This window comes from Vulcanisaeta sp. JCM 16159, assembly GCF_001316265.1.
In the GTDB taxonomy this organism is placed as follows: domain Archaea; phylum Thermoproteota; class Thermoprotei; order Thermoproteales; family Thermocladiaceae; genus Vulcanisaeta.
This window is the reverse complement of sequence record NZ_BBDN01000003.1, coordinates 127,051-147,476: the sequence shown is the minus strand read 5'-3', so window position 1 is coordinate 147,476 and position 20,426 is coordinate 127,051. Positions and strand designations below refer to the sequence as shown.

22 protein-coding genes, 3 tRNA genes and 2 pseudogenes are annotated in these 20,426 nt (G+C 43.7%); 16 read left to right on the top strand and 11 right to left on the bottom strand.

The features are described from left to right. Positions 1 to 165 precede the first annotated feature (165 nt). On the top strand, positions 166 to 957 hold the full coding sequence (locus tag JCM16159_RS03685) for a tRNA (adenine-N1)-methyltransferase (protein ID WP_054856987.1): 792 nt from the start codon (positions 166 to 168) through the stop codon (positions 955 to 957). Here JCM16159_RS03685 and JCM16159_RS03680 read toward each other — a convergent pair. Next, positions 910 to 1,590, bottom strand: a complete 681-nt coding sequence (locus JCM16159_RS03680; RefSeq protein WP_054856986.1) for a phosphatase PAP2 family protein — start codon at positions 1,588 to 1,590, stop codon at positions 910 to 912. The genes JCM16159_RS03685 and JCM16159_RS03680 overlap by 48 nt on opposite strands. 99 nt (positions 1,591 to 1,689) lie before the next feature. Between JCM16159_RS03680 and JCM16159_RS03675 the strand changes: the two are divergent. From JCM16159_RS03675 to JCM16159_RS03660, 4 genes and pseudogenes are all read left to right on the top strand, one after another. After that, a pseudogene (locus JCM16159_RS03675) lies at positions 1,690 to 3,520 on the top strand (ribosome biogenesis/translation initiation ATPase RLI). Positions 3,521 to 3,561: 41 nt separating this feature from the next. Beyond that, positions 3,562 to 4,674 carry a saccharopine dehydrogenase family protein gene (locus tag JCM16159_RS03670; RefSeq protein ID WP_243665784.1) on the top strand — a complete coding sequence of 371 codons (1,113 nt, stop codon included), beginning with the start codon at positions 3,562 to 3,564 and terminating at the stop codon, positions 4,672 to 4,674. Between the two features lie 544 nt (positions 4,675 to 5,218). Next, positions 5,219 to 5,313, top strand: a tRNA-Val gene (locus JCM16159_RS03665). 164 nt (positions 5,314 to 5,477) lie between these two features. Further along, positions 5,478 to 5,837 carry a hypothetical protein gene (locus tag JCM16159_RS03660; protein ID WP_054856985.1) on the top strand — a complete coding sequence of 120 codons (360 nt, stop codon included), beginning with the start codon at positions 5,478 to 5,480 and terminating at the stop codon, positions 5,835 to 5,837. Here JCM16159_RS03660 and JCM16159_RS03655 read toward each other — a convergent pair. Continuing rightward, on the bottom strand, positions 5,829 to 6,743 hold the full coding sequence (locus JCM16159_RS03655; RefSeq protein ID WP_054856984.1) for a Gfo/Idh/MocA family protein: 915 nt from the start codon (positions 6,741 to 6,743) through the stop codon (positions 5,829 to 5,831). The genes JCM16159_RS03660 and JCM16159_RS03655 overlap by 9 nt on opposite strands. A gap of 35 nt (positions 6,744 to 6,778) precedes the next feature. After that, the gene (locus JCM16159_RS03650; protein WP_054853827.1) at positions 6,779 to 7,234 is read right to left on the bottom strand and encodes a hypothetical protein; all 456 of its coding nucleotides are present in this window, start codon (positions 7,232 to 7,234) and stop codon (positions 6,779 to 6,781) included. A 95-nt stretch (positions 7,235 to 7,329) separates the two neighbouring features. Between JCM16159_RS03650 and JCM16159_RS03645 the strand changes: the two genes are divergently transcribed. The 3 genes from JCM16159_RS03645 to JCM16159_RS14245 are packed head-to-tail and all read left to right on the top strand — an operon-like array spanning position 7,330 to position 8,172. After that, complete coding sequence (locus JCM16159_RS03645; RefSeq protein ID WP_054856983.1) at positions 7,330 to 7,680, top strand: hypothetical protein; 351 nt, start codon at positions 7,330 to 7,332, stop codon at positions 7,678 to 7,680. After that, positions 7,677 to 8,051 (top strand): hypothetical protein, encoded by a 375-nt coding sequence (locus JCM16159_RS03640; RefSeq protein WP_243665783.1) that lies wholly within the window; start codon positions 7,677 to 7,679, stop codon positions 8,049 to 8,051. The genes JCM16159_RS03645 and JCM16159_RS03640 overlap by 4 nt, the downstream gene beginning before the upstream one ends. After that, complete coding sequence (locus tag JCM16159_RS14245) at positions 8,017 to 8,172, top strand: hypothetical protein (RefSeq protein WP_243665782.1); 156 nt, start codon at positions 8,017 to 8,019, stop codon at positions 8,170 to 8,172. Before JCM16159_RS03640 ends, JCM16159_RS14245 begins: the two co-directional genes overlap by 35 nt. Before the next feature lie 105 nt (positions 8,173 to 8,277). On the opposite strand, the gene JCM16159_RS14240 is transcribed toward JCM16159_RS14245, so the two are convergent. Continuing rightward, complete coding sequence (locus JCM16159_RS14240; RefSeq protein WP_243665781.1) at positions 8,278 to 8,847, bottom strand: carboxypeptidase-like regulatory domain-containing protein; 570 nt, start codon at positions 8,845 to 8,847, stop codon at positions 8,278 to 8,280. 67 nt (positions 8,848 to 8,914) lie between these two features. Then, the gene (locus tag JCM16159_RS03635) at positions 8,915 to 10,231 is read right to left on the bottom strand and encodes a hypothetical protein (RefSeq protein ID WP_243665780.1); all 1,317 of its coding nucleotides are present in this window, start codon (positions 10,229 to 10,231) and stop codon (positions 8,915 to 8,917) included. A gap of 266 nt (positions 10,232 to 10,497) precedes the next feature. Between JCM16159_RS03635 and iorA the strand changes: the two are divergent. Together iorA and JCM16159_RS03625 are read left to right on the top strand one after the other, a co-directional pair. Continuing rightward, positions 10,498 to 12,348: pseudogene (iorA, locus tag JCM16159_RS18460) on the top strand (indolepyruvate ferredoxin oxidoreductase subunit alpha). 108 nt (positions 12,349 to 12,456) lie between these two features. Then, a complete protein-coding gene (locus JCM16159_RS03625; protein ID WP_243665850.1) occupies positions 12,457 to 12,954 on the top strand; it encodes a 2-oxoacid:acceptor oxidoreductase family protein in 498 nt (165 codons plus the stop codon). Positions 12,955 to 13,306: 352 nt separating this feature from the next. Here the strand turns inward: JCM16159_RS03625 and JCM16159_RS03620 are convergent. After that, a tRNA-Gln gene (locus JCM16159_RS03620) sits at positions 13,307 to 13,398 on the bottom strand. Between the two features lie 153 nt (positions 13,399 to 13,551). Between JCM16159_RS03620 and JCM16159_RS03615 the strand changes: the two genes are divergently transcribed. The 6 genes from JCM16159_RS03615 to JCM16159_RS03585 all read left to right on the top strand — a co-directional run bounded on the left by JCM16159_RS03615 (position 13,552) and on the right by JCM16159_RS03585 (position 18,368). Further along, complete coding sequence (locus JCM16159_RS03615) at positions 13,552 to 13,743, top strand: chromatin protein Cren7 (protein ID WP_054855400.1); 192 nt, start codon at positions 13,552 to 13,554, stop codon at positions 13,741 to 13,743. Positions 13,744 to 15,152: 1,409 nt separating this feature from the next. Further along, positions 15,153 to 15,938, top strand: coding sequence for a hypothetical protein (locus JCM16159_RS03600; RefSeq protein WP_054856980.1), 786 nt, complete (start codon positions 15,153 to 15,155; stop codon positions 15,936 to 15,938). Between the two features lie 879 nt (positions 15,939 to 16,817). Then, positions 16,818 to 16,973: a hypothetical protein gene (locus JCM16159_RS14220; RefSeq protein WP_243665776.1), complete on the top strand. Its 156-nt coding sequence runs from the start codon at positions 16,818 to 16,820 to the stop codon at positions 16,971 to 16,973. 384 nt (positions 16,974 to 17,357) lie between these two features. Further along, complete coding sequence (locus JCM16159_RS03595; RefSeq protein WP_054856979.1) at positions 17,358 to 17,891, top strand: hypothetical protein; 534 nt, start codon at positions 17,358 to 17,360, stop codon at positions 17,889 to 17,891. Positions 17,892 to 17,932: 41 nt separating this feature from the next. After that, a complete protein-coding gene (locus JCM16159_RS03590) occupies positions 17,933 to 18,115 on the top strand; it encodes a hypothetical protein (protein ID WP_054856978.1) in 183 nt (60 codons plus the stop codon). Next, complete coding sequence (locus tag JCM16159_RS03585) at positions 18,069 to 18,368, top strand: hypothetical protein (protein ID WP_243665775.1); 300 nt, start codon at positions 18,069 to 18,071, stop codon at positions 18,366 to 18,368. Before JCM16159_RS03590 ends, JCM16159_RS03585 begins: the two co-directional genes overlap by 47 nt. Positions 18,369 to 18,448: 80 nt before the next feature. Here the strand turns inward: JCM16159_RS03585 and JCM16159_RS03580 are convergent. The 5 genes from JCM16159_RS03580 to JCM16159_RS14210 all read right to left on the bottom strand — a co-directional run bounded on the left by JCM16159_RS03580 (position 18,449) and on the right by JCM16159_RS14210 (position 20,411). Beyond that, positions 18,449 to 18,564: transfer RNA gene (locus JCM16159_RS03580), tRNA-Tyr, on the bottom strand. Positions 18,565 to 18,646: 82 nt separating this feature from the next. Further along, the gene (locus JCM16159_RS14215) at positions 18,647 to 18,838 is read right to left on the bottom strand and encodes a hypothetical protein (RefSeq protein ID WP_243665774.1); all 192 of its coding nucleotides are present in this window, start codon (positions 18,836 to 18,838) and stop codon (positions 18,647 to 18,649) included. 99 nt (positions 18,839 to 18,937) lie between these two features. Then, positions 18,938 to 19,465 (bottom strand): hypothetical protein, encoded by a 528-nt coding sequence (locus JCM16159_RS03575; protein WP_243665773.1) that lies wholly within the window; start codon positions 19,463 to 19,465, stop codon positions 18,938 to 18,940. Positions 19,466 to 19,680: 215 nt separating this feature from the next. Continuing rightward, complete coding sequence (locus JCM16159_RS03570; RefSeq protein WP_243665772.1) at positions 19,681 to 19,983, bottom strand: hypothetical protein; 303 nt, start codon at positions 19,981 to 19,983, stop codon at positions 19,681 to 19,683. Between the two features lie 248 nt (positions 19,984 to 20,231). Beyond that, positions 20,232 to 20,411 carry a hypothetical protein gene (locus JCM16159_RS14210; protein WP_243665771.1) on the bottom strand — a complete coding sequence of 60 codons (180 nt, stop codon included), beginning with the start codon at positions 20,409 to 20,411 and terminating at the stop codon, positions 20,232 to 20,234. Positions 20,412 to 20,426: the final 15 nt, after the last annotated feature.

The window sequence follows — 20,426 nt, the reverse complement described above, 5'->3', positions numbered from 1 at the left end:
AAGGCGGAGTTTAAGGAAATCATTAATAAGTGGAATGACTTGTTTAAGAAAGGATTGGTTAAGGGAACTCTCGAGGAATTCATGCAATACATTGAGCAAGTCGTCGGTGAGCCTTCCCGTAAAAATCCATAAATAATCCCACATACTCAATGGCTTGAGGGAGGTATGCCCATTAAGGAGGGAGATTATGTATTGATTGTTGGTGACGGCGTTAGATCAGTGATTAGGGTAACTAGGGGTTCGAGGATAAGCACGATAAGAGGCATCATAAATACTGACGATATTATTAACCGGGAGTACGGCACCTTAATAAAAACCAACCTGGGCTATGACCTCGCTGTATTGAGGCCATTAATTACGGATATCCTACTCGAGAGGGCTGATAGGGTTACCCAGGTTATTTACCCAAAGGATGCGGCCCAAATAATAATCAATGCAGGTATTGGCCCAGGCAGTAGGGTTGCGGAGGCCGGCGTTGGGAGCGGGTTTATGACCGCCATACTCGCTTACTACATTAGACCCAGCGGTAAAGTTTATGGATATGATAAGAGGGAGGATTCCATAAGTACTGCTAGGAAAAACCTCGAAATGCTTGAGCTTCTTGACTGGGTTGAATTGAAACTAAGGGATGTAATCACTGACGGATTCGCCGAGAGGGACTTAGACGCGGTGATCCTGGATATGGGTGATCCCTGGAACGCAATACCCAGGGCAACGGAGGCGCTGAGGCCCGATGGGGTTCTCGTGGTTTACGTACCCACGGTCAACCAAGTCATTAAGGTGCTTAGGGCAATGAGCGATCACGGTTACGTTGATGTCCGGATGTTCGATGTCATGGTCAGGGAGTGGAAGACAGAACCCAATGAGGTTAGGCCTCAGACCTGGGTTAATGCTCATACGGGCTATATCCTAATTAGCCGTAGAACCCTCAGGCCTATAGCTCAACCAACCAAGTAGTTTTCTCATTACTGCGTAAACGATTTCGTAGTACCAGGGTAGGGCGAGTACAAGCTCAGCATTAGCTATTCCCAATAACCAACCTGCTATAACATCTAGTGGCCAGTGGACTCCGACGTAAACCCTACCGTAAGACACGAGCAATGCCTCCACGGTTAAGGGCAGTGATACGTACCAAGGCAGCGTCATTATTACCGCATACGCTCCTGTGCTGACGATTAATGCGTGGCCTGATGGATACGAGGAATCCGGTTGTTCGTGGATTAGCGTCATTATGTGTAGTACTAGGAATGGCCTTGGCTCGTACATTACGTGCTTCATTAATTCACCGAGTACTAGGCTTATCACGAAAGCTGAAACCATGAGTACACTAGCCCTCCTATACCTACCGCCGAGGTACCAGAGTATCAATGCCACGGGTATCCAGAAGAACGCCCTTCCATACTCATCGATGCTTATTACCGTGAGTAGAGGCGTTAGTTGAGGTATCTTGTTATTGAAAACCACGAAAAATAGGTATGTATTTAGTGGGCTGCTTTCTCCGTTTGTAGCTACGTAAGCCGTTAACAAAGCATAAAGCAGGTACAGCACCAGCGCCACGTAGAGGTGTTTACGCTCAACCCTAAAATTCATTAATCACGCCGTAACGCCAAATCTTATTAGTATTACTCTCAGCGTAATTACCCAGGCATAAGGTTTAATTTCACTTAGCCCCTCCATAATTCGTCGATAATGCCCGTCAAGGTGGCAGTCGTTGATAAGGACCTATGCCAGCCAAGGAAGTGCAGCCAAGAGTGCATTAGGTTTTGCCCAATCGTGAGGGTGGTAAGAGGGCAATATACATGGATGAGCAGTTAGGTCATCCAGTCATAACAGACCTATGCACTGCCTGTGGTATATGCGTTAGGAAGTGCCCCTTCGAGGCGATAACCATTGTTAATTTACCAAGCGAGTTGGGCGAGGACTGCGTTCATCAGTACGGACCAAGCGGCTTCAAACTGTTTAGGTTACCCATGCCCAAGCTTGGTCGGGTGCTTGGAATAATTGGTCAAAACGCGATGGGTAAGACAACGATTGCTAAAATACTCGCTGGTGAATTAAGGCCTAACTTATGCACAAATTCGCAGGTGGGTACGGAGGATATAATAAGGTTCTTCAGGGGTACGGAGTTACAGCCATACCTAACGAGACTTTACAGGGGTGAGGTTAAGGTTGTTCATAAGCCTCAATATATTGAGTTAATACCCATGTACGTCAGGGGTACCGTCAAGGACATACTAATGAAGATAAGTGGTAATGAGGAGGATGCGGTGAAGATCGCCGAGAAACTAAACCTCACGCACCTACTCAATAGAGACGTTAATAAATTGAGTGGTGGCGAGCTCCAGAGACTTGCGATTGCAGCGGCGCTCCTTAAGAATGCCGATACCTACATATTTGATGAACCAACGACTCACCTTGACATAGTTGAGAGATTGAGGGTTGCGAGGCAATTAAGGATATCACCGGTGGTAATAAGTACGTAATTGTGATTGACCATGACCTAGCCGTATTAGATTACCTGGCAGATCAAGTGGTCATTCTCTATGGGAAGCCTGGCGCTTACGGCATTGTATCCCACATAAAGGGTGCCAGGGAGGGAATCAATGAGTACCTCAATGGCTATTTAACCAGTGAGAATACACTAATTAGGAAGGAACCAATTAAGTTCAGGGTTAAGCCAGCCCCAAGGCCTATACAGAGGGAGAAGGTACTCCTTGAGTGGACTGACTTAACGAAGAGACTTGGGGACTTCGAGCTTGAGGTTAAGGCTGGAGTCATACATAGGGGTGAGGTTATCGGCGTCCTTGGCCCCAACGGAATTGGCAAGACAACCTTTGCCAGGCTCCTCGTCAATGAGCTAGAGCCTGACTCGGGGGTTGTTATACCGCATGGTGAGGTAAGGATTAGCTATAAGCCCCAGTATGTCAGAGACTTGGCCGTTAAGTACGGTGATAAGACCGTCAGGGAATACCTAGCTATGATCGTAGGTAATGACTTTATGTCGAAGATAATATGGCCTGACCTGGCCAATGGGTTATCATTAACACCCTTAATGGATAGGGAGTTATCAAGCCTTAGTGGTGGTGAGCTTCAGAGGGTCGTTGTGGCTGGGTCGTTGCTTAGGGATGCCGAGGTTTACCTACTTGATGAGCCAATGGCCTACCTGGATATTGAGCAGAGGGTTAGGGTGGCGTCAGTCATTAGGAGAATAATTGAGGAGAGGGATGTGGTGGCTTTGGTGATTGAGCATGACATAACGATGGTTGATTACCTAAGTACGTCGGTCATGGTATTCTCAGGCGAGCCGGGCAAGCATGGCATTGCTCAACCACCAACGGACCTGAGGACTGGGATGAGTGAGTTCTTGAAGGACCAAGACGTAACGTTTAGAAGAGAACCGCAGGTAGGTAGGCCTAGGATTAATAAGAGGAATTCATACCTGGATAGGCTCCAGAGGAGTATTGGTGAGTATTACTACTACCTGAGTACTGAGGAGGGTGAGGAGGCAAGTAACCAATAAACCTGAAAGAACTAATAAAGACCTTAGTAATTATTGGTCTTGTGGTTTCCATAGGTGTCATTGGTTTGGGTCCCATGGGCCGTGCCATCGCCCATTACTTAGTTAAATATACGAGTAATATTGTTAATGGGTATGATGTGAATGAAGAGGCAATTAATGAGGCTAAGAGAATTGGTATAAACAATGCGTTTAAGATTGATGTCACACGTGATGATTCCCTAAAAAGTATTGCTGGCGAGAATGATGTAATTATTAGTGCTGTTCCGCAGTCGATTGCCGATAAAGTAGTCCTTAAAATCCATGAGCTTGATAAGCCGGTGATTGACTTAATATTCATGTGGAAGTACGATGAGGGACTAGCCCGTAGGTTAAGTAGCGGATCTATTGTTATTCCAGCCTGTGGCTGGGCCCCCGGGCTAACAAATCTACTGGCGATGGCTGCCGCAAGCGAGCTTGAGGTTGTTGAGGAAGTTGGTATTCACGTCGGTGGCAATCCAATTAATCCAAAACCGCCACTTTACTATGAGCTACTCTTCTCGTTGGAAAGTACTATTGATGAATACATTAGGCCCGCCACCATCATTAGGGATGGCAAAGTAGTCTCAATAGAACCCTTAAGTGAGGTCTTTGATTTTAAGTCTTGGCTCGTTGACGGTGATTTCGCGGAGTTCTACACCAACGGCTTAAGCACCCTGCTGATTACATTACCAAGGCGCTTCAAAACCCTGAAGAACACCTATGAGAGGACTATTAGGTGGAGGAGGCACTTGGAGGTTATGAGGGTTCTCAGAGACCTTGGGTTACTAAGTGACCTCGAGACCGCGAAGTTCGTTCTATCTAAGTCATTGAAGCCCGGTACTAATGACTTCTCAATAACTGTTGTTGAGGCTAGGGGCGAGGTAAACGGTGATAAGGCCATTGTTAGGTTTGAGAGTGTTGATTATGCTCAGGGAGGCTTCACATCAATGGCCAGGCTCACGGGCTTTACAGCCGCAATCGTGGCCGACCTAGTGGCTAGAGGTGAGGTCAGGGGTGAAGGATTGATACCAATTGAGGAAGCGTACATGGCAAATAGGAACTTACTGAGTCATGTGATAAACGCACTCCGGAAGGAGAACATTAAAATTTATAGAACGAAAACAACGATAGAGTAGGTACTGCGGAAAGTAAGGGTGGTCTAAGGACTCGGTGGTTCATTCTCCCCATTATTAGTATTATCAAGGGGCTTGGCTGGTTCAATACTGACAATTTCAATGTCATCCAGTGGTTTAATGCCGTAGGCTCCCTAACCTCCCTCGGTATTGTGAACTGCCGAGACGATGCGCGTTTGTTCCTAAGGAGCTTAACACCATTAATGCTTATGACATTATTCCCATACTTAATAACTACATTAGCAAATAGGCATTTCTCAATGCGAGATTCTTAACTAAATCCGATGGTATCAAAACTTGGTTATTAATATAAACACGGGTCTTATAGGGAAGGCCGTCGGCCTTATTTTCCTATTCATACCGAGACCGCTGTGACCACCTAGGATATAAATCATAACCATCCAGTTAACATATATCTAGGAAAAAAAATAGAAAATTAAAAACCAGAAGAAACAGAACAAAAATGGCAATATGACGGACCATCGACAAGTCAACGTGGGCCTTTGGGAAAAATGCTTTAAAAGATGCACATCATTCAAATGAACCCGGGCCCGTAGTCTAGCGGTTAGGATGCCCGCCTCACGCGCGGGAGTCACGTCAACGTGCCCGAAATCCCGGGTTCAAATCCCGGCGGGCCCACCACAAATCGTTGTTTTATGGCTAATCATTCTTCAATATACGTGCGTAATACTCAATCATCATGAGACATTCTCATCTCCGTATTTCCACACCTATTATATTGATACTAATGGCCTTTAATCATTAAGAGCATTACCTTTATTTGTCTTGGTTTATTGATTAATTCGATGGCTAATATTTACATGGGGCGTAGTAGTTGTTACGCAATTAATGAGGGTATTTACGTGGCGCCTGGGCCTATGGACCTGGGTAGAGTTGTCGCGCACCTTCTTCTTCATTTGAGGGATTTGAGGAGGGGTTGGACTTACGATCATGAGTGTAATAGGATTAACATGGATAGGGATTTGTTTGAGGCTAGGAGTAGGTACTTGGTTAAGATTTGTAGGGATCAGGGATTGGGTGATTGCGATGATGTGGAGACCCTAATCAATGAGGTGGTTGTGACATTAAAATTGCCGAAATGGGCTGAGGATTTGGCGAGTAAGTACATTGTTAAGGTTAAGTCGATTATTGATTTCTCACATTAATATTGTATCCAGGTCTATGGTGGAGCTGCCGGTAATTATGCCATTGATTACTGCCAATGCTCTAATACCGTCGGTAATATCTATAATTGGTTTTTCAACACCCCTTAAGACATTTAATACATGTGTTAATTCCTGCCTTAATTGGTCTGGGCCCTCGATAACCTGCTTTGCACCATCATGCGCCAAAACCCTATTTAATAAGTCAACCTCGTAGTACCTACTCCTTAGTGTCACGTGCATTCTCCTAACCCTCACTTCGTAATCCCAGGACACGTGGAGGGCATGCACGGTATCGCCAATATTTAGTAAAGCCCATGCACTGCTGATTGGGTTACCTCTGAGGACAGTACCTAGTATCTTAACCTTGCCCTCATTAATAATGTTAAGTACGAGGTCTATGTCATGAATCCCCAGGTCAAGGAGTACATTAACGTATGATTGGGGATTGCCCCTTAACTTTCCAACCCTTATCGTCCCTACATAAACCGGTTCCTCATTACCAATTTCATTGATTAAAGCCCTATATGCAGGGTTAAACCTCTCTATATGGCCTACGAAGACCCTTCGGCCAAGGGACCTTGACCTACGATATAGTTCTAATGCCTCACCCAGTCTTTCAGTGACTGGCTTCTCTATTAGTAGGTCCATGTGGTTTATTAATTCGCTTGCGACTACGTAATGGAGTGATGTTGGCACAGCTACTATACCCAGATCTGGCCTGTGCGATAATACCTCACGGTAGTCAGTAAATACTAGGTCTGCACCTTGGTTCTTGGCCATTTCAAGTCTCTGCTTATCAATGTCCGCTGCATAAACTTCCGTTACCAATCCCTCCTTCTTCAATTGCGTAAGAACCTTAATGTGATTCAAACCCATCGAACCAATACCAATAACAAGAACCCTCACGTGATTTTAAACGGTATACCCTAATTAAAGGTTAATCACCTTGGTACAATCTTCTTGACAAGCTCGCTCTTTGAGGCTATTAACAATGTTGATACTGACTTTGGTACGTAGACTGTATTAACATTGACTATCCTGGCAACCTTACTCCTTATTATATCATTATTGACGTCTTCAGTAAATATGAGCTCATCCATGTCCTTGAAAATCACGGGCTTATCCAAGGCTTCGAGGTCAGCCCTGGTTACTGTTAATGAGGAGACACCGCTTATTACAACGACGTTGCCAGCACTAATCATGTTATCAATTGCCCTGGATATGTTCTCTAACGTTGTTATGTATCTCCTTAGGGCCTCGTTGACTATCTCACCAATTGTTGTGCCTGTTTCTCTAGCAAGCCTGCTTACTCTGTCGTAAATGTCAGTGCTTAATCCCCTAATAGTTACAGTCTTCCTCTCACTGCTTTCCTCACCACTGCCTGAACTGCTAGACATGTTAATCAAGTATTTCAAGTAATACATAGTATTTAAACCCTTCTCTACCTCTGAGTTAAAAGTAATAAAATGAGTGTTGGGGGAATTGCCGAAATATGAAGTGCGAAGGTATTAATGTAATTAATAAGGGAACCATTAGGGAATACGTGTGTGGAAACACGTCGGTGGCTAGACTTCTTAATCTCAGCGAGGGTGAGGCAATACTTAGTATTGACGTTGTTGCCCCGTGGAATTTACCAATTGACCAATCACTCAGGGTTGGTGATGTGCGGTTGATTTATCGTAGGGACGTAATTAACGGCCTTGAGTGGGAGTTTGTGGGTTACGATGATGGTTCCCGTAGGGAGTTAATATCTGTAAGGATCTCACTGGTGGGTGTTGTTGAGGATTCATTTGTAAAAGAATTAATAATTAATGTTTTAGGCGCATACGTGAAAGACCCATGAGACGATTCGTATTGGTATTAATATATGGGAGTAATGATGAGGTTCAGGGGTTAGTGAACAAGCACTTGATTGATTCAGGATTTTCAGTATTACCCAATGTAATTGTTTCCTGGCTACCCCAGCAGGAACTAGAGAGAAAGCTGTTGAACATAAAGGAGGAGTTAATTGATATAATGGAGAGGGGTTTTGAGGGCGAGTTTGCATATGCTGTTATAGAGCTTACAGATGAGCAGTTCAAGGCTGTTAGACCAATGATTGTTAGGAGACTGGAGGTTGACTGCCAAAGGCTTATTTCATGGGGTGAAGCACTGCTTAGGAGAATTAGGTCGCAAAGGATTGAAGGCATTAAAAAAAGAACTCCTCCGGTTTGAAAGAGAGTATAGGCGGTTGGTCTCGATTCATGAGGTCTTTGATGTTAGGCATGAACCGTTAAATAAGGTCATGGAACTTGCAAGGGAGTTAAGGATTGAGTACGAGAGAAGAAATCATTGATTATTTTAAAGAAATTAATTTGAGTTTTATATAAATTTTAATAAGAAACTCACATGGTGACTACATCATAGTTCTTACCACTTTTTCTGTTTACAAAGGCAAAGGCTATAGCGTGGCACCTCCAAGCCCCAGCGTACCTATCAATGCCTCCATTGTGGTTATTGGGAACCCATCAATTATGGCAAGTATGTCTGACTTTATCGTTATCACGTCGTTACCATTTATGGTTACCAACTCACTATACTTTAGATTGCCATACTGAGCAGTAACTAGGTATGTCCCACTTAGGACGTTGGTGAATCCCGCCGTCCCTGTATTACTTGTTGTGCCATTATAGATTGGCCCAGTGCTAACCCTATAAAGCGATATCTTTGCGTTTGATATTGCCTGGTTCCTTGCGCCAACAAATAGCACTGTCACGTTGTATAGGCCTATCGTTATACCTATTGGCTGATTAATCAATGAATTCACGTTAACATAGTAAATAGGCACATTGTCGTAATAGACCGTTGCCATGAATGGCGTGGGTTCCTCAATATTTATGTACGCATTGCCATTAGAGTCACTAACACTGCTTGTTATTAATGAACCATTCACGTAAGCCTGAACCTCCACACCACTTATTGGGGCATTCAACGTGTTGGTGAAGTGCATTGTTATTGGGGTCCAATTCACATAAACAGTGTATGTACCAGTCTCACTAACGCCCAGTGTTGAGACTGCTATGTATGCCTGAGACCCATCAGCTTATAGAGACCAATCTCTCGGCTGAACCCCACGGTATTTCCGAATTCACCAGGCCTGTGTACACCGTGCCACTTGGCGTGACTATCTTATATATGTGGGCTATCTCGGGAAGCTGAACAACTAATGCGGTCCACAGACCGTTAGAGACATCAGCGTCACTTACGGTGGCCTCTAGGTTACCGTTAACCCACTGCCCAATTGGCTTGTAGATTATTGGCATGAACGTCACGACAAGCGGTACATTTAGATTATCGACAATCTCGAAGTACCTATCATACACTATGTAAATACCTATCATCGGTGCAAACCTTATGAATGGAGGCAGCAAGTAACTAATGCCACTAACTTGAATCAAGTCACTGTATAGGTAGGCTGGCGAGACCCTATTAGCAATGACCTCAAAGTGACCAGGCTGCTGACCAACAACCAGCGGCTGCACCGTATAAACAACAACTATATAGCCCAGTAGGTTCCAACCTGGTGGAACTCCAAATTCTGAACCGGTTATCTCTAGGGTCTGGCCTGGGTTAACTGTATAGTTCAGGAATTCCGTACCCTTAACCAGCATTGCGCTTGGCATTACGTACTCACCGCCGTAATTAATCGTTACCTGGTACTGGCCAGGGGGTAGCCCATTAGCCGTTAATTCCATGTACTTAGGTTCAATCTTTATGTAATTGACCAATGGACTCCAGCTGGATATTAACTGTGATAATGTCGTACCATTGGGCAGCGATACGCTAGCTATCTCAAAGGGCATGTAGTTCGGTATTGATAACATAATCACCTGCTGCGTCACATATTGCATAGTGCTATCTGGAACTGAGATACTTAGTGTGAATGATGATGTAGATGTATTCAATGCCACATACTCCTCATTCACAAACACGTACGTTACTGATATTGTCTCATTTAACGGTTGATTACCAGTATTCGCTATTGATAGACTGTCGCTTGTCGTGTAAGCACTAACTATCGCACCAATTTCATTCTTACTATACATTAAATTACTGCCGCTAATTAGCACGGCCGGTGACGGCGGATTAATGCTAACCTCGATGTAATCAAGTACATAACCTGGGCCGGGAGGTAACGGCGCCTGTATCGTAATAGACTGACCAGGCGCAAGGGTTATGGCCTTTGTCGTGTTTATATAATCAATATACTCAAGTATTGCGTAATACGGCTGGTTTATCGTTGATGGTGAATTAACATTTGGTGATACCTGATACTGCATAGCCAGAACAACAGCTGAGACTGTTATTGCAAGTACAGCCAAGAGTACCGCCAAATTCCTCCTCATACTGTTCACGAAACCGACTAGGGGCCAGGTAATATTAAATAAGCAATTAAAATAACTAATGCAATACCTAAAAACGCGTGTTTCATGCTTATGTGCTCCGTATAATATAAATTAGTATTACAGGTAGAACATCGATGATGAGCCCCAGACATGTGGATTCGTGACGATATCATTCTAGGCTGAATATAAACTATATATCCATACTAAACTAAATATATCACTAATTAATTTATCAAGTTCTAGGAGAAAGGCTTTAAATTACATATGCCTAGGTAATGCTGATGAGCAACTGCACGATTAGGCTAATGCTTGGTAATCACGCGATTGCCCATGGCGCATTAGAGACCGGGGTAGCCGTTGCCGCCGGCTATCCAGGAACGCCATCAAGCGAAATCATTGAGTACCTCATTGATTACGGCAGGGAGTTTGGAGTTTATGCTGAGTGGAGTAGTAATGAGAAGGTGGCCTACGAGGTGGCCTACGGCGCAGCCCTAGCTGGCGCCAGGTCGATGGTGACCATGAAGCACGTGGGTCTCAACGTGGCCATGGATCCACTAATGTCCAGCGCCTACACAGGTGTGAGGGGTGGCTTTGTGATTGTCACAGCTGACGACCCAAATATGTGGAGCAGTCAGAATGAGCAGGACAATAGGTGGGTTGGGCTTCACGCCTATATCCCTGTCCTCGAGCCTTATGACCCACAGAGCGCCAAGGATTATACAAAACTTGCCATTGAGTTTAGTGAGAAGTACGGGCACCCAGTGATGATGAGGACAGTTACCAGGGTATCGCACGTGAGAGGCCCAGTAACCATATGCACGCCAGAGGTTCCCAAGTACTCGAGGGAGTACGTTAAGGACCCAAGGAGACACGCACTAATTCCTGCAAATGCACGGGCACTTAAGGAGGAATTACTGAGAGGTGGAGTAACATTGAGTTGGGTGTTGAGGAATTACCACATACCTACGTAGATGATGGCGAAAGCTCATAATAACCAGCGGCGTGGCATTCACATACGCACTGGAGGCCATTAAGAACTACGGTGTAAGGGCAAGCATACTAAATGTCGCAACCCCAGTACCACTGCCCAGGAAGGTGATTATGGATGCCGTTACTAAGGCCGATAGGGTTATCGTCATTGAGGAGGGAGACCCAGTGCTTGAGAACCAATTAAAGGCCTTGCTCTATGATGAGGCGTCAGGGTGCCGGTACTCGGTAAGGCGGAGAATATCTTCAATAGGGTTGGTGAGCTAACGATCAATTCCGTAATGGAAGGATTATCAAAGGCCCTCAATATCGTAAATCCATTCTCATCATTAAACACCGTTAAGGTCGACTACGCACCACCGCCGAGGTCGCCCGTCTTCTGTCCAGGTTGTCCCCACGCGGCGTCATTTTATGAATTGAAGGTTGTCACAGCCAAGGCCGGCGCCAAGCCCTTATTTAGTGGCGACATTGGGTGCTACAGCCTAGGTATTAACAATCCATTCAATGAACAGGACCTACTCACGAACATGGGCAGCTCCCTAGGTCTAGGCATGGGTCTTTACCACGGAACCAACGGCAAGACAATGGTAATATCAATAATTGGCGACTCAACATTCTTCCATACAGGCCTACCCGCACTGGTTAACGCCGTTTATAACAAGACACCAATGCTGGTACTGATCCTTGACAACAGGGTCACCGCAATGACAGGCGGACAACCAAACCCAACAAGCACGATAAACATTGAGGATATTGCTAAGGCGATTGGTGCTGATTATGTGAGGACGGTAGATCCATTCAATGTTAGGAATGCTCAGGAGGTGATGATGGAAGCCGTGAACGTAGTTAGGAGGGGCGGTATTGCGGTCGTAGTCATGAAGAGAGGCTGCGCGCTGGAGGCCACAAGGTTGTTTAGGGGCTACATGGCGCGTTACTACGTCGACCCAGACGCATGCAGGGCCTGCGGAATATGCTACAACCTAATTGCATGCCCGGCAATAGTACCCCTCGAGAATAGGAAGGCTTGGATAGACCAACATGTGCGTTGCTGCTCCGTCTGCGCCCAGGTATGTCCATACAATGCCATAAAGCCCGAGGGCAATGTCAGGGATTGGCTGAAGAAGTGGGCAGAGATGTAGGGTGATAATCATGAGACTCAACATATACCTAGCCGGCGTTGGTGGCCAGGGACTTGTGACCTTCGCACGGTACTCGGCGATGCAGCCGTAAGGGCTGGTTATAAGGCTCTGGTTGCCGAGACCCACGGACTAAGCCAGAGGGGTGGTTCCATAGATGTCCACGTTAGGATTGGGGATGTAGACGCACCATTGATACCCAAAGGAGGCGCGGACGTCGTAGTGGCCTTCGAAATACTTGAGGCACTTAGGGCTGTTGGTTATGCTAACAAAAACACCATATTCATAGTGAACAGGAGGTTGATAAGGCCGCCGGCCACGAAACAGAGAATACCAAGTATAAACGAGCTAGAGAACATTCTGAGAAGCAGTATAAAGAGGGTTTACACGGTGAATGCCTATGATGATGCACTTAAGCTGGGTAGTATCATCTACGAGAACATGATAATACTCGGTGCGCTCTACTCAATAGTGGGGCTGAACCAGTACATACCGCAAAACATAATTGAGGAATCAATAAAGGCAAACATCAGAAAAGACGTGGATAAGAACATAAAGGCATTCACAATGGGCCTAAGGTACGGTAACAATAAGGAATCAAAACCCTAAACATGGCTTGAAAGAAAAACCTGAGAAGCAAAATCTTCCCCTTAATAGGCCAGGTCACGTATAACGTGGTAGTTAAGCACTAAAGAAATGGTGACCCAGACCTAAATCAACACCGCATACTCGATTAAAAACACACCCGCTGCAGGACGCATCATTGACATAAACCCATGCTAGAAGCCCAGTAATCATTAAGCATGCAAGGTCTCAACAATCACATACAATGGAAACACACAATAGCAATACTCATGAGCCCATTTACGACACCAACAAACCCAACAAAAACTAACCGACCCAATTTATAAATAAATAATCACGTACCAATTCAATAAACCGTAACACGGTTACGAAGGAGTGGTAGCCGGGCCCGGATTCGAACCGGGGTCAACGGGTTTCTACCCCTGCTGGTCCAGAGCCCGCCATCCTTGGCCGCTAGACGACCCGGCTAATAACAGAGACAAGGAACCAGTTTAAAAGCGCTACGCATCGCAAACCACACGTAAACGCATAAGGCCAAAGCAACGAAGGCATTAATAAGACAAACATACAAAATAACCAATTACCATATTAAACTAAGCAACCACGAAAACAACGACCAACATGGTCACACTAGAGGACCTGGCAAAGAAGGAATACGAAGTAGAGGGCAAAAAGCTAAAACCAACGAAGGTTTGGAAGGTTCAGCCTAAGGGTAGGAAGGGCTTTGTGATGGCGTTGTTCAAGACGCCAGACGGAAAGACCGTGAGGAAGGTAATAGCCAAAGTAGACGAACAAGGAAACATAATAACCTAAGACCAAACAAAACAAAAACTCAAAATCAAAACAACCAATTTCTCCCCCTTTCCCTTCCTCCACCACACAAACAAAACTTTCACAAAACACCACTAAACAAAAATAACCACGATCTACCTTACTATTTATGAAAATGCGCATTAAAATATTCAACGAATGTTAGCTCCACGGCTAAGTAAAATCTGGGCTGCGTAAGACTCTTCAATCAGTAGTTCTCAGGGCTAACATAACGATAAGTTAATAAACTTATATAAAATTAGCAATGAGTGTCCATGACTCCAAAAACAATCTGGCAATTATTCGATCGTAACTTCTGGCTAGTGCTCATGGCCCCCATAGCTTATACAATAATGCAAGAATTATCATATAAATTACCAGGAAAGATATATACACTTGCCGCAGGAATATTCCTAGCTATAGTAATTCTTTTAATAATTATATTTTTTTTATAATGTTATTTAAACTAAAAACAATTTTTAAATTGATCTCTTATGGATTTGTATCGTTATATATTATTTTGGCATGTATATATCTACTTTTAACATATACTCACATACACATATCTTGGTTATCTTTATTATTTTCGTCATTTCTTCCTATTTTTCTTTATAGTATTTTTATAATTCCAGTTATTTTAGTAATAATATTATCTTTTTACTATACACCTTACTATACACCTCGCAGGTCATTATTTAAATTAATCATAATTATCTTAATAGTTCTTACTCTTTCTATAATAGTTCCTATAATTAATTTAATAATTATTATTTTTATTCATAAATTCATTAATATCATTCTATATCTTGACTTTATTTTAATAATAATTGCAATATCATATATTAAATATTTATTCATCAAAGCTAAGGTTGTTGGTGCCGTATACCTTAACATCCCCAGATTTAGGCATTGGCCGTTCATAATACCCTTCGTTGGTCTTGCTCTTTTTATCTTCATAACATGGCTTATTGGTGCAACATCATTACTTACCTGGATTAGCCTAGCCTCCGTTATATTAACTCCATTCATCTCGGCATTCTTCGTAGTGCTAACGCAATCACATTACAGGTATGGCATACCAACGCACATAATAAGAACAAAAAAGTGGCGATGTTTACGTAAGAGTCAGATTTAGAGAATACTTAAGCTCAGTCTTTGGGCAGGACGTATCAGCATACCTAAGGGTCATAATCAAAAAGGAAAATAAGAAAGAAAGAGACATAACCGTACACAATAACTACACGCCATTCGCAGGAATAAACATCAAAGGGCAATCGCCATTCATAACCTCATCACCCGAAGCAGACATCTTTTTATTCAATATAGCAGGTAATAATATACGTTGCTGTAATAGTATAAAATTAAAACAACCTGGATCCGATAAAGATGGATTTCTACCTCTATGTGAAGCCATGCAATATAAAGGATTTGACAACCCGCAGAAAATCGACATTAGGGAAAGAACTGAGTTTAACGTTGAATTAAGCGGAAGCAATATCAGCCCATTTAATGTAATAACACCACTAAGCACAATCGAGAACTGCGGACTACTAAACAACCGGAATAGAGACGTAGAAGTCGAACTATACTCATCATTTGCTGATAGATTCATAGGATTTTTCACGGGAAAAAGATGGTATATATGTGAGCAAGCATTGCCCAAATTAATTTTTGTCTCAATAAATAGAAAAATTAAAGAATTATCTGCTGGCTGTAAATATCAAAAACTCGGAATAATTTGGCTTAATATACATAATTATGGCTTTTCTGATGCTAAAAATTGCAAGATACAGGCCAGAATATGCAGCAATACTTGTAGTGACTGGGTTTACCTAACCTGGTATGAAATGAATAAAGAGGAATGGCCTTGGGATAAGCAAAAGATTACAACTGACATAGAATCAGGCTATAACAAATTTATTAATCTAATTATCACCGCAGTAAGTGATAAGAAAAAGCTAATTTCATTAAGTCAGAATAAGGAGTGCTACGCATTATTTGCCTCAAGCGATGCAATAAAGGCGCTATGTCAACACAACGATGTAAGTAAGTACTGTCTAACGAGGGGTGAACACATCATTGAGGTCTTTGTCGAATGTGAAAATGCAGCAATGATCCTATTAAGATTCAGAGTGAGTATAGGTGAAGACTGGAAAAACATAGCCATTAGTATTGATAAGAACAATGGAACAATGTAAATCAAAGAATATGTGAAATAATTTTAACGAAAGTTTCGCAACATTATCGAATATATTCATTATTTACACTCTTTATTAATAAAAATATTAAGGAGGAACTTTAGGAACTTATTACCTTAATTGTTAATATTGTTAATAGTGATAGTAGTTAAGCCACCATTGCCGAAGACGAGGTGGACGGACATGTTGAAATTAGTGATTAAAAGATGCTTTTATGTAAATAGTGTAAAACAATTGATGAAAAATGAAAAATAAAATAGCTAGAATCACATCAATATACTAAATTCATTCCTTGCTCTAGGCATTAGAGAAAGCAGTAAAGCAAAAATTTTTATTAACTATGCCAATAAATTAACAAAAATTGCAAAATATTTCTAAAATAAATATCAACGAGTTCATCTTCAGTTTACTTAAAGGATACGAAGACTACATGACAATTTATGGAACAATAAAGGACCCTTGCAACAAACATTAGAACGCTTCTCATTCATAATATAAAGCTTGTAAGACTCGATTACGATAACGAAAGCCTATATATAACCCAAAACAATTAAATAAATAAGGTAATGAGCCCTGAGCAAACCACCCCGGTATAGCCGGGGCGGATGCTCAGTGGGTGATCCAACCTCCCCACGTCCCGTGGACAACAACAAAACATCATAGACTGCGCAGATGAAGTCGCAATAACGCCAAAATAATATCAACAACTATGAAATAACTCAGCCATTTAGCGACGCAACTATTAAAATGCGTTTGCCCTCCCTGCCTCTCTTCATCCTCCCTCTCCCCCAACCTCCTGCGAGCCCCTCCTTCCTTGCCGCCCTCCCTCCCCTGCTCCTCTCGAGCCGGAGGTTCCCCTGGTGAGGGGGCTCCCGGCGGGTGTGGGGTGCTGTGGGGACGATAGATCCAAGCACCGGGAACCGAAGGCTGGGGGTGCCGACCTGGGTTGCAATGTGGACGATAGATCAAGCCAAGACCCAGGGAAGGCGGAGGGTGGGTGAGGAGGGGTGGGGAGGGCGATGCATGGGTAATTAAGCCAGTAATTTGTTCGGTAGTTCCTAGGCTAAATTAACTAAAATACTGCAATGAGCGGGTAAAACAAAGGATGCTGTTTCACGAAAGCGTGAAATAATTGTTTAATGAGTATGCCGAGTAGCGTGGGAAGTTGGTAGGTGGTTTCTAGGCTTTACTGAGTAAGCGCCAGACGGCCTCACGGGGTTAGGCCTCCCGCGGGGCGCAACCACTGCTGGGCCTCTAGGGTGGGTGGTTCGGCCCCGCGGGGACCCACCCCGTGGGGCTTATCAAGAGGTGAGCGAGGATGATGAGGAAAAATGAAACAAACCAAAACCCGCCCAGTGAGGGCGGGAATCAAAAACAAAAAGAGGCAGGGAGGCAAACGATGTAGCCAATGGATCGATATTGAATAATGAGGGAAATACTGAACTTAATGAATATAATGAGTATAGGGAGGTGCTTCTTAGGCGTATTAGTAAGTTTAAGGATATGCTATTTGTTGAATCGCCATATAATGCGTTGATTCGTGATTTAGAGAATTGGGTGTATAGTGCGAGAGTGATAGGTAATAGTAATAATGAGTGGGAGGTTAAGGTAAGGGAGATTCTTTATAAGATTGGTGATAGGATGCTTCAATTATGTAGGCAGGCTAGGGAGGAGTGGTTTAGGGTGCATTATGGTGAGTTGAACAAATTATTTGAGGGGCTTTTAAGAAGTGAGGTTAGAGTTATTAATGATAAGAGGTTAGTGCTTCGTTCAGAAAACTTGACAATTACGATAAATAGGATTAAGACGCGTAAAGTCACGATAAGGTTAGTGCTTAAGGGGTTATTGGGCGTTAATATTAGGGTGCCTAAGCTATTTAATGGGTATTTACGAAGAGCTACGTTATCGGGTTGGGTATCAGTGATGAGGGTAGGGATAGGGGTCGCCCAATGATGTTTACGGCTTATACATGGCAGGCTTTGCTCTGGGCTTTAGTGCATGGTGGACGGATTCATATACGTATATATGCCATAGATATAAATGATGATGGCATCACAGTAATATGGCAACTTAGGGCTGGGCATAAGAGGATAAGTAAGGATAGCGCCATCAAGTGGGTTGTTAAGTTTAATGATGAGGAGTTTACGAATTTTTTTATTCTTCTTCACGTTGGGTGATGGAAGTATAGACATCAAGAAGCAGAGGATTAGGCTTTATATATACAAAAGAGGGTTGGAACAACTTATTGATAAGTTACGTAATTATGGCTTTATTGAGGAGGGTGATGGGCGACTAGCACTCTATACCGCAAAAGCTAAGGGGTTGGCTAAGAAGTGGTATAATATGTGGGGAATAGTAATTGATGCATTGAGTGAATTAAAAGATGCCGAGAAGTTAAGAAGGATCAAGACTTTGGCTATGCTTGATTAATAACTTAACAATAATGTCCATAAAGGGACGTGGGGAGGTTGGAATAATTTCTAACTTATCCGTAGAATGATGAAATAAAGTCCCCCGGCCGGGATTTGAACCCGGGACCTGCCGGTGCCTGCTTGCCGTGGGCTTTTCTATTGTCGCCCACGGGGCTGACTACAGCCGGCCGCTCTAACCTCTGAGCTACCGGGGGCGTGGTTTGTTTTGTTTTGTTGGTTTTTAAGGTTTTCTTCGTGGTTGTTTGGGTTTGAGGTGGGTGGTTTGTTGGTTCTTCATCACCAGTAGCGTGCTATTGTGTAGTCTGGTGCTGTGTTTTTCATGAATATTGTTAGGTTGTTCATGTTTATAACCCTGGGTATCCCCTGGGCGGTGGCTATGTAGATTATGGGTTCCTCGGTTATGTACTTGCCTCTGTGTAGAGTTGTGTCGCGGTTGGTGTTGCGTTTGGTTCGTGGGTATGTACCCAATCCAGTTATTACTGACTATTAGCTCAACCTCCTCACCCTCGCTGCTCACGTTGCATGCCGGTAGGATGTAGGGTATTGATGAGTATATGGCGACCTCTATTACGTCGCTTGGCGTGGCATTAATTGGTGGGAACACGGCGCCAAAGCCGTGTGTATTACTGACCAATTCATAGCCTTGGCATACTGCCAGAAGGTTAGGGTCTTGTTATTTAGTGGGTATGTGGTGTTTACGATGGTGGCTATGGTCTGCGTTGGTGAGCCTGTGCTAGTGGCTATTAATGTGCCGTTTAGGTAAACACCCATGCCCATGACCATGCCCGGCTGGGACGGGCCTGGCAGTGAGTAGTTGATTACCGTGAGTGGTACGTCGATGGGTATGCTCACGTAGTTGATCAGTGCGGTTCCATGGACATGATAAACAAGCACAATAAGTGAGTTGCCTGGAATGACAACACCACCATTGCACGCTAAACTCCCATAATAAATGAAATGAGGTATGGGGAGCGCAGGTAAGTGCCTAGAGGAGTTAGCACCAACACCACCATGCTTAATAAAGGCAGACCTAATAAGCAAGGAAACGATCACCGCTGCGGCAATAGCCGAAATAGCCAAAATTAACCGTCTCATTTTTAGGCCCATAACCATCATTTTTACTTAACTCGCTGGACTTTTTTTACTTCGCCTATTCGTAAAAGGTGGTTCGAGTTACGCCTATTTGGGTGATTTACTGCTAAAACGCGGTAAAGGGAACCGGCCAAGAGGGCGATGGCAGGAGGAGGGGTGAGGATGGGGGAGGGGAAAAGAGGAGGTGATTTTAAGGCTGCCTTAATAAGGCTGCATCACTACGTCTGGAAGTCTTGATGCATGTCGCATGTGGTGTATTGGTTAAGCATCTGCGTATACTGAACATTAGAATTCTCAGCAGTATTATTGCCGAGATTGCCCTGATATAGATTTACATTGGAGCAGTAATAGAACATGCCAGAACCACCGGAGTTAAAAATCACATAAGAGGCGTCAGCGCCGGCCCAAACAACATTAGATGGAAACCAATAATCCGAGTATTGAGATGGTATATTCCATACATATGTCCAAGGTCCATTTGTATTAGGTACTGACACCTGCTCATACACATATGAAATCATACCATTACTATTCATACCATACAGGATATACCAGACAGCGCCGGAGATAAGAGGCCACGGTACATCTGATACATATCCAGGACTTGGTGGTTGCCAAATGAGGGCAGGAGGACTCACACATGGGATCCATATCTGTACAGTGAATAGTAACTCTTGAGTATACGCATTGTATCCAATAACTCCCTGGACCAGTATTCATTGCCTTGATTACATACGAGATATTCATCTGGGTTGAACTGCAACGAAATCTAGCCATCATCATTTGGTCCGTACGACTGCACAGTCATAGTATTGACGATAACCGCGTGAACACCTACACTGCCTGGCGTGCCTGTGGTATCGACCTCATAATTACACCCACCGATAGGTTGTGAGCATGTGTTTTGCGCAACCACGCGTCCTGAGAATACCAACACTACCGTTAACATTATTAAGAGCGTTAG

Bases quoted from the DNA above. Each gene is read 5' to 3' on its own strand.
- JCM16159_RS03685 (WP_054856987.1), top strand. From the start codon at position 166: ATGCCCATTAAGGAGGGAGATTATGTATTGATTGTTGGTGACGGCGTT.
- JCM16159_RS03680 (WP_054856986.1), bottom strand. From the start codon at position 1,590: ATGAATTTTAGGGTTGAGCGTAAACACCTCTACGTGGCGCTGGTGCTG.
- JCM16159_RS03660 (WP_054856985.1), top strand. From the start codon at position 5,478: ATGGCTAATATTTACATGGGGCGTAGTAGTTGTTACGCAATTAATGAG.
- JCM16159_RS03650 (WP_054853827.1), bottom strand. From the start codon at position 7,234: ATGTCTAGCAGTTCAGGCAGTGGTGAGGAAAGCAGTGAGAGGAAGACT.
- JCM16159_RS03645 (WP_054856983.1), top strand. From the start codon at position 7,330: ATGAAGTGCGAAGGTATTAATGTAATTAATAAGGGAACCATTAGGGAA.
- JCM16159_RS03640 (WP_243665783.1), top strand. From the start codon at position 7,677: ATGAGACGATTCGTATTGGTATTAATATATGGGAGTAATGATGAGGTT.
- JCM16159_RS03615 (WP_054855400.1), top strand. From the start codon at position 13,552: ATGGTCACACTAGAGGACCTGGCAAAGAAGGAATACGAAGTAGAGGGC.
- JCM16159_RS03600 (WP_054856980.1), top strand. From the start codon at position 15,153: ATGCAATATAAAGGATTTGACAACCCGCAGAAAATCGACATTAGGGAA.
- JCM16159_RS03585 (WP_243665775.1), top strand. From the start codon at position 18,069: ATGATGAGGAGTTTACGAATTTTTTTATTCTTCTTCACGTTGGGTGAT.
- JCM16159_RS03575 (WP_243665773.1), bottom strand. From the start codon at position 19,465: ATGAGACGGTTAATTTTGGCTATTTCGGCTATTGCCGCAGCGGTGATC.
- JCM16159_RS03570 (WP_243665772.1), bottom strand. From the start codon at position 19,983: ATGATTTCATATGTGTATGAGCAGGTGTCAGTACCTAATACAAATGGA.
- JCM16159_RS14210 (WP_243665771.1), bottom strand. From the start codon at position 20,411: ATGTTAACGGTAGTGTTGGTATTCTCAGGACGCGTGGTTGCGCAAAAC.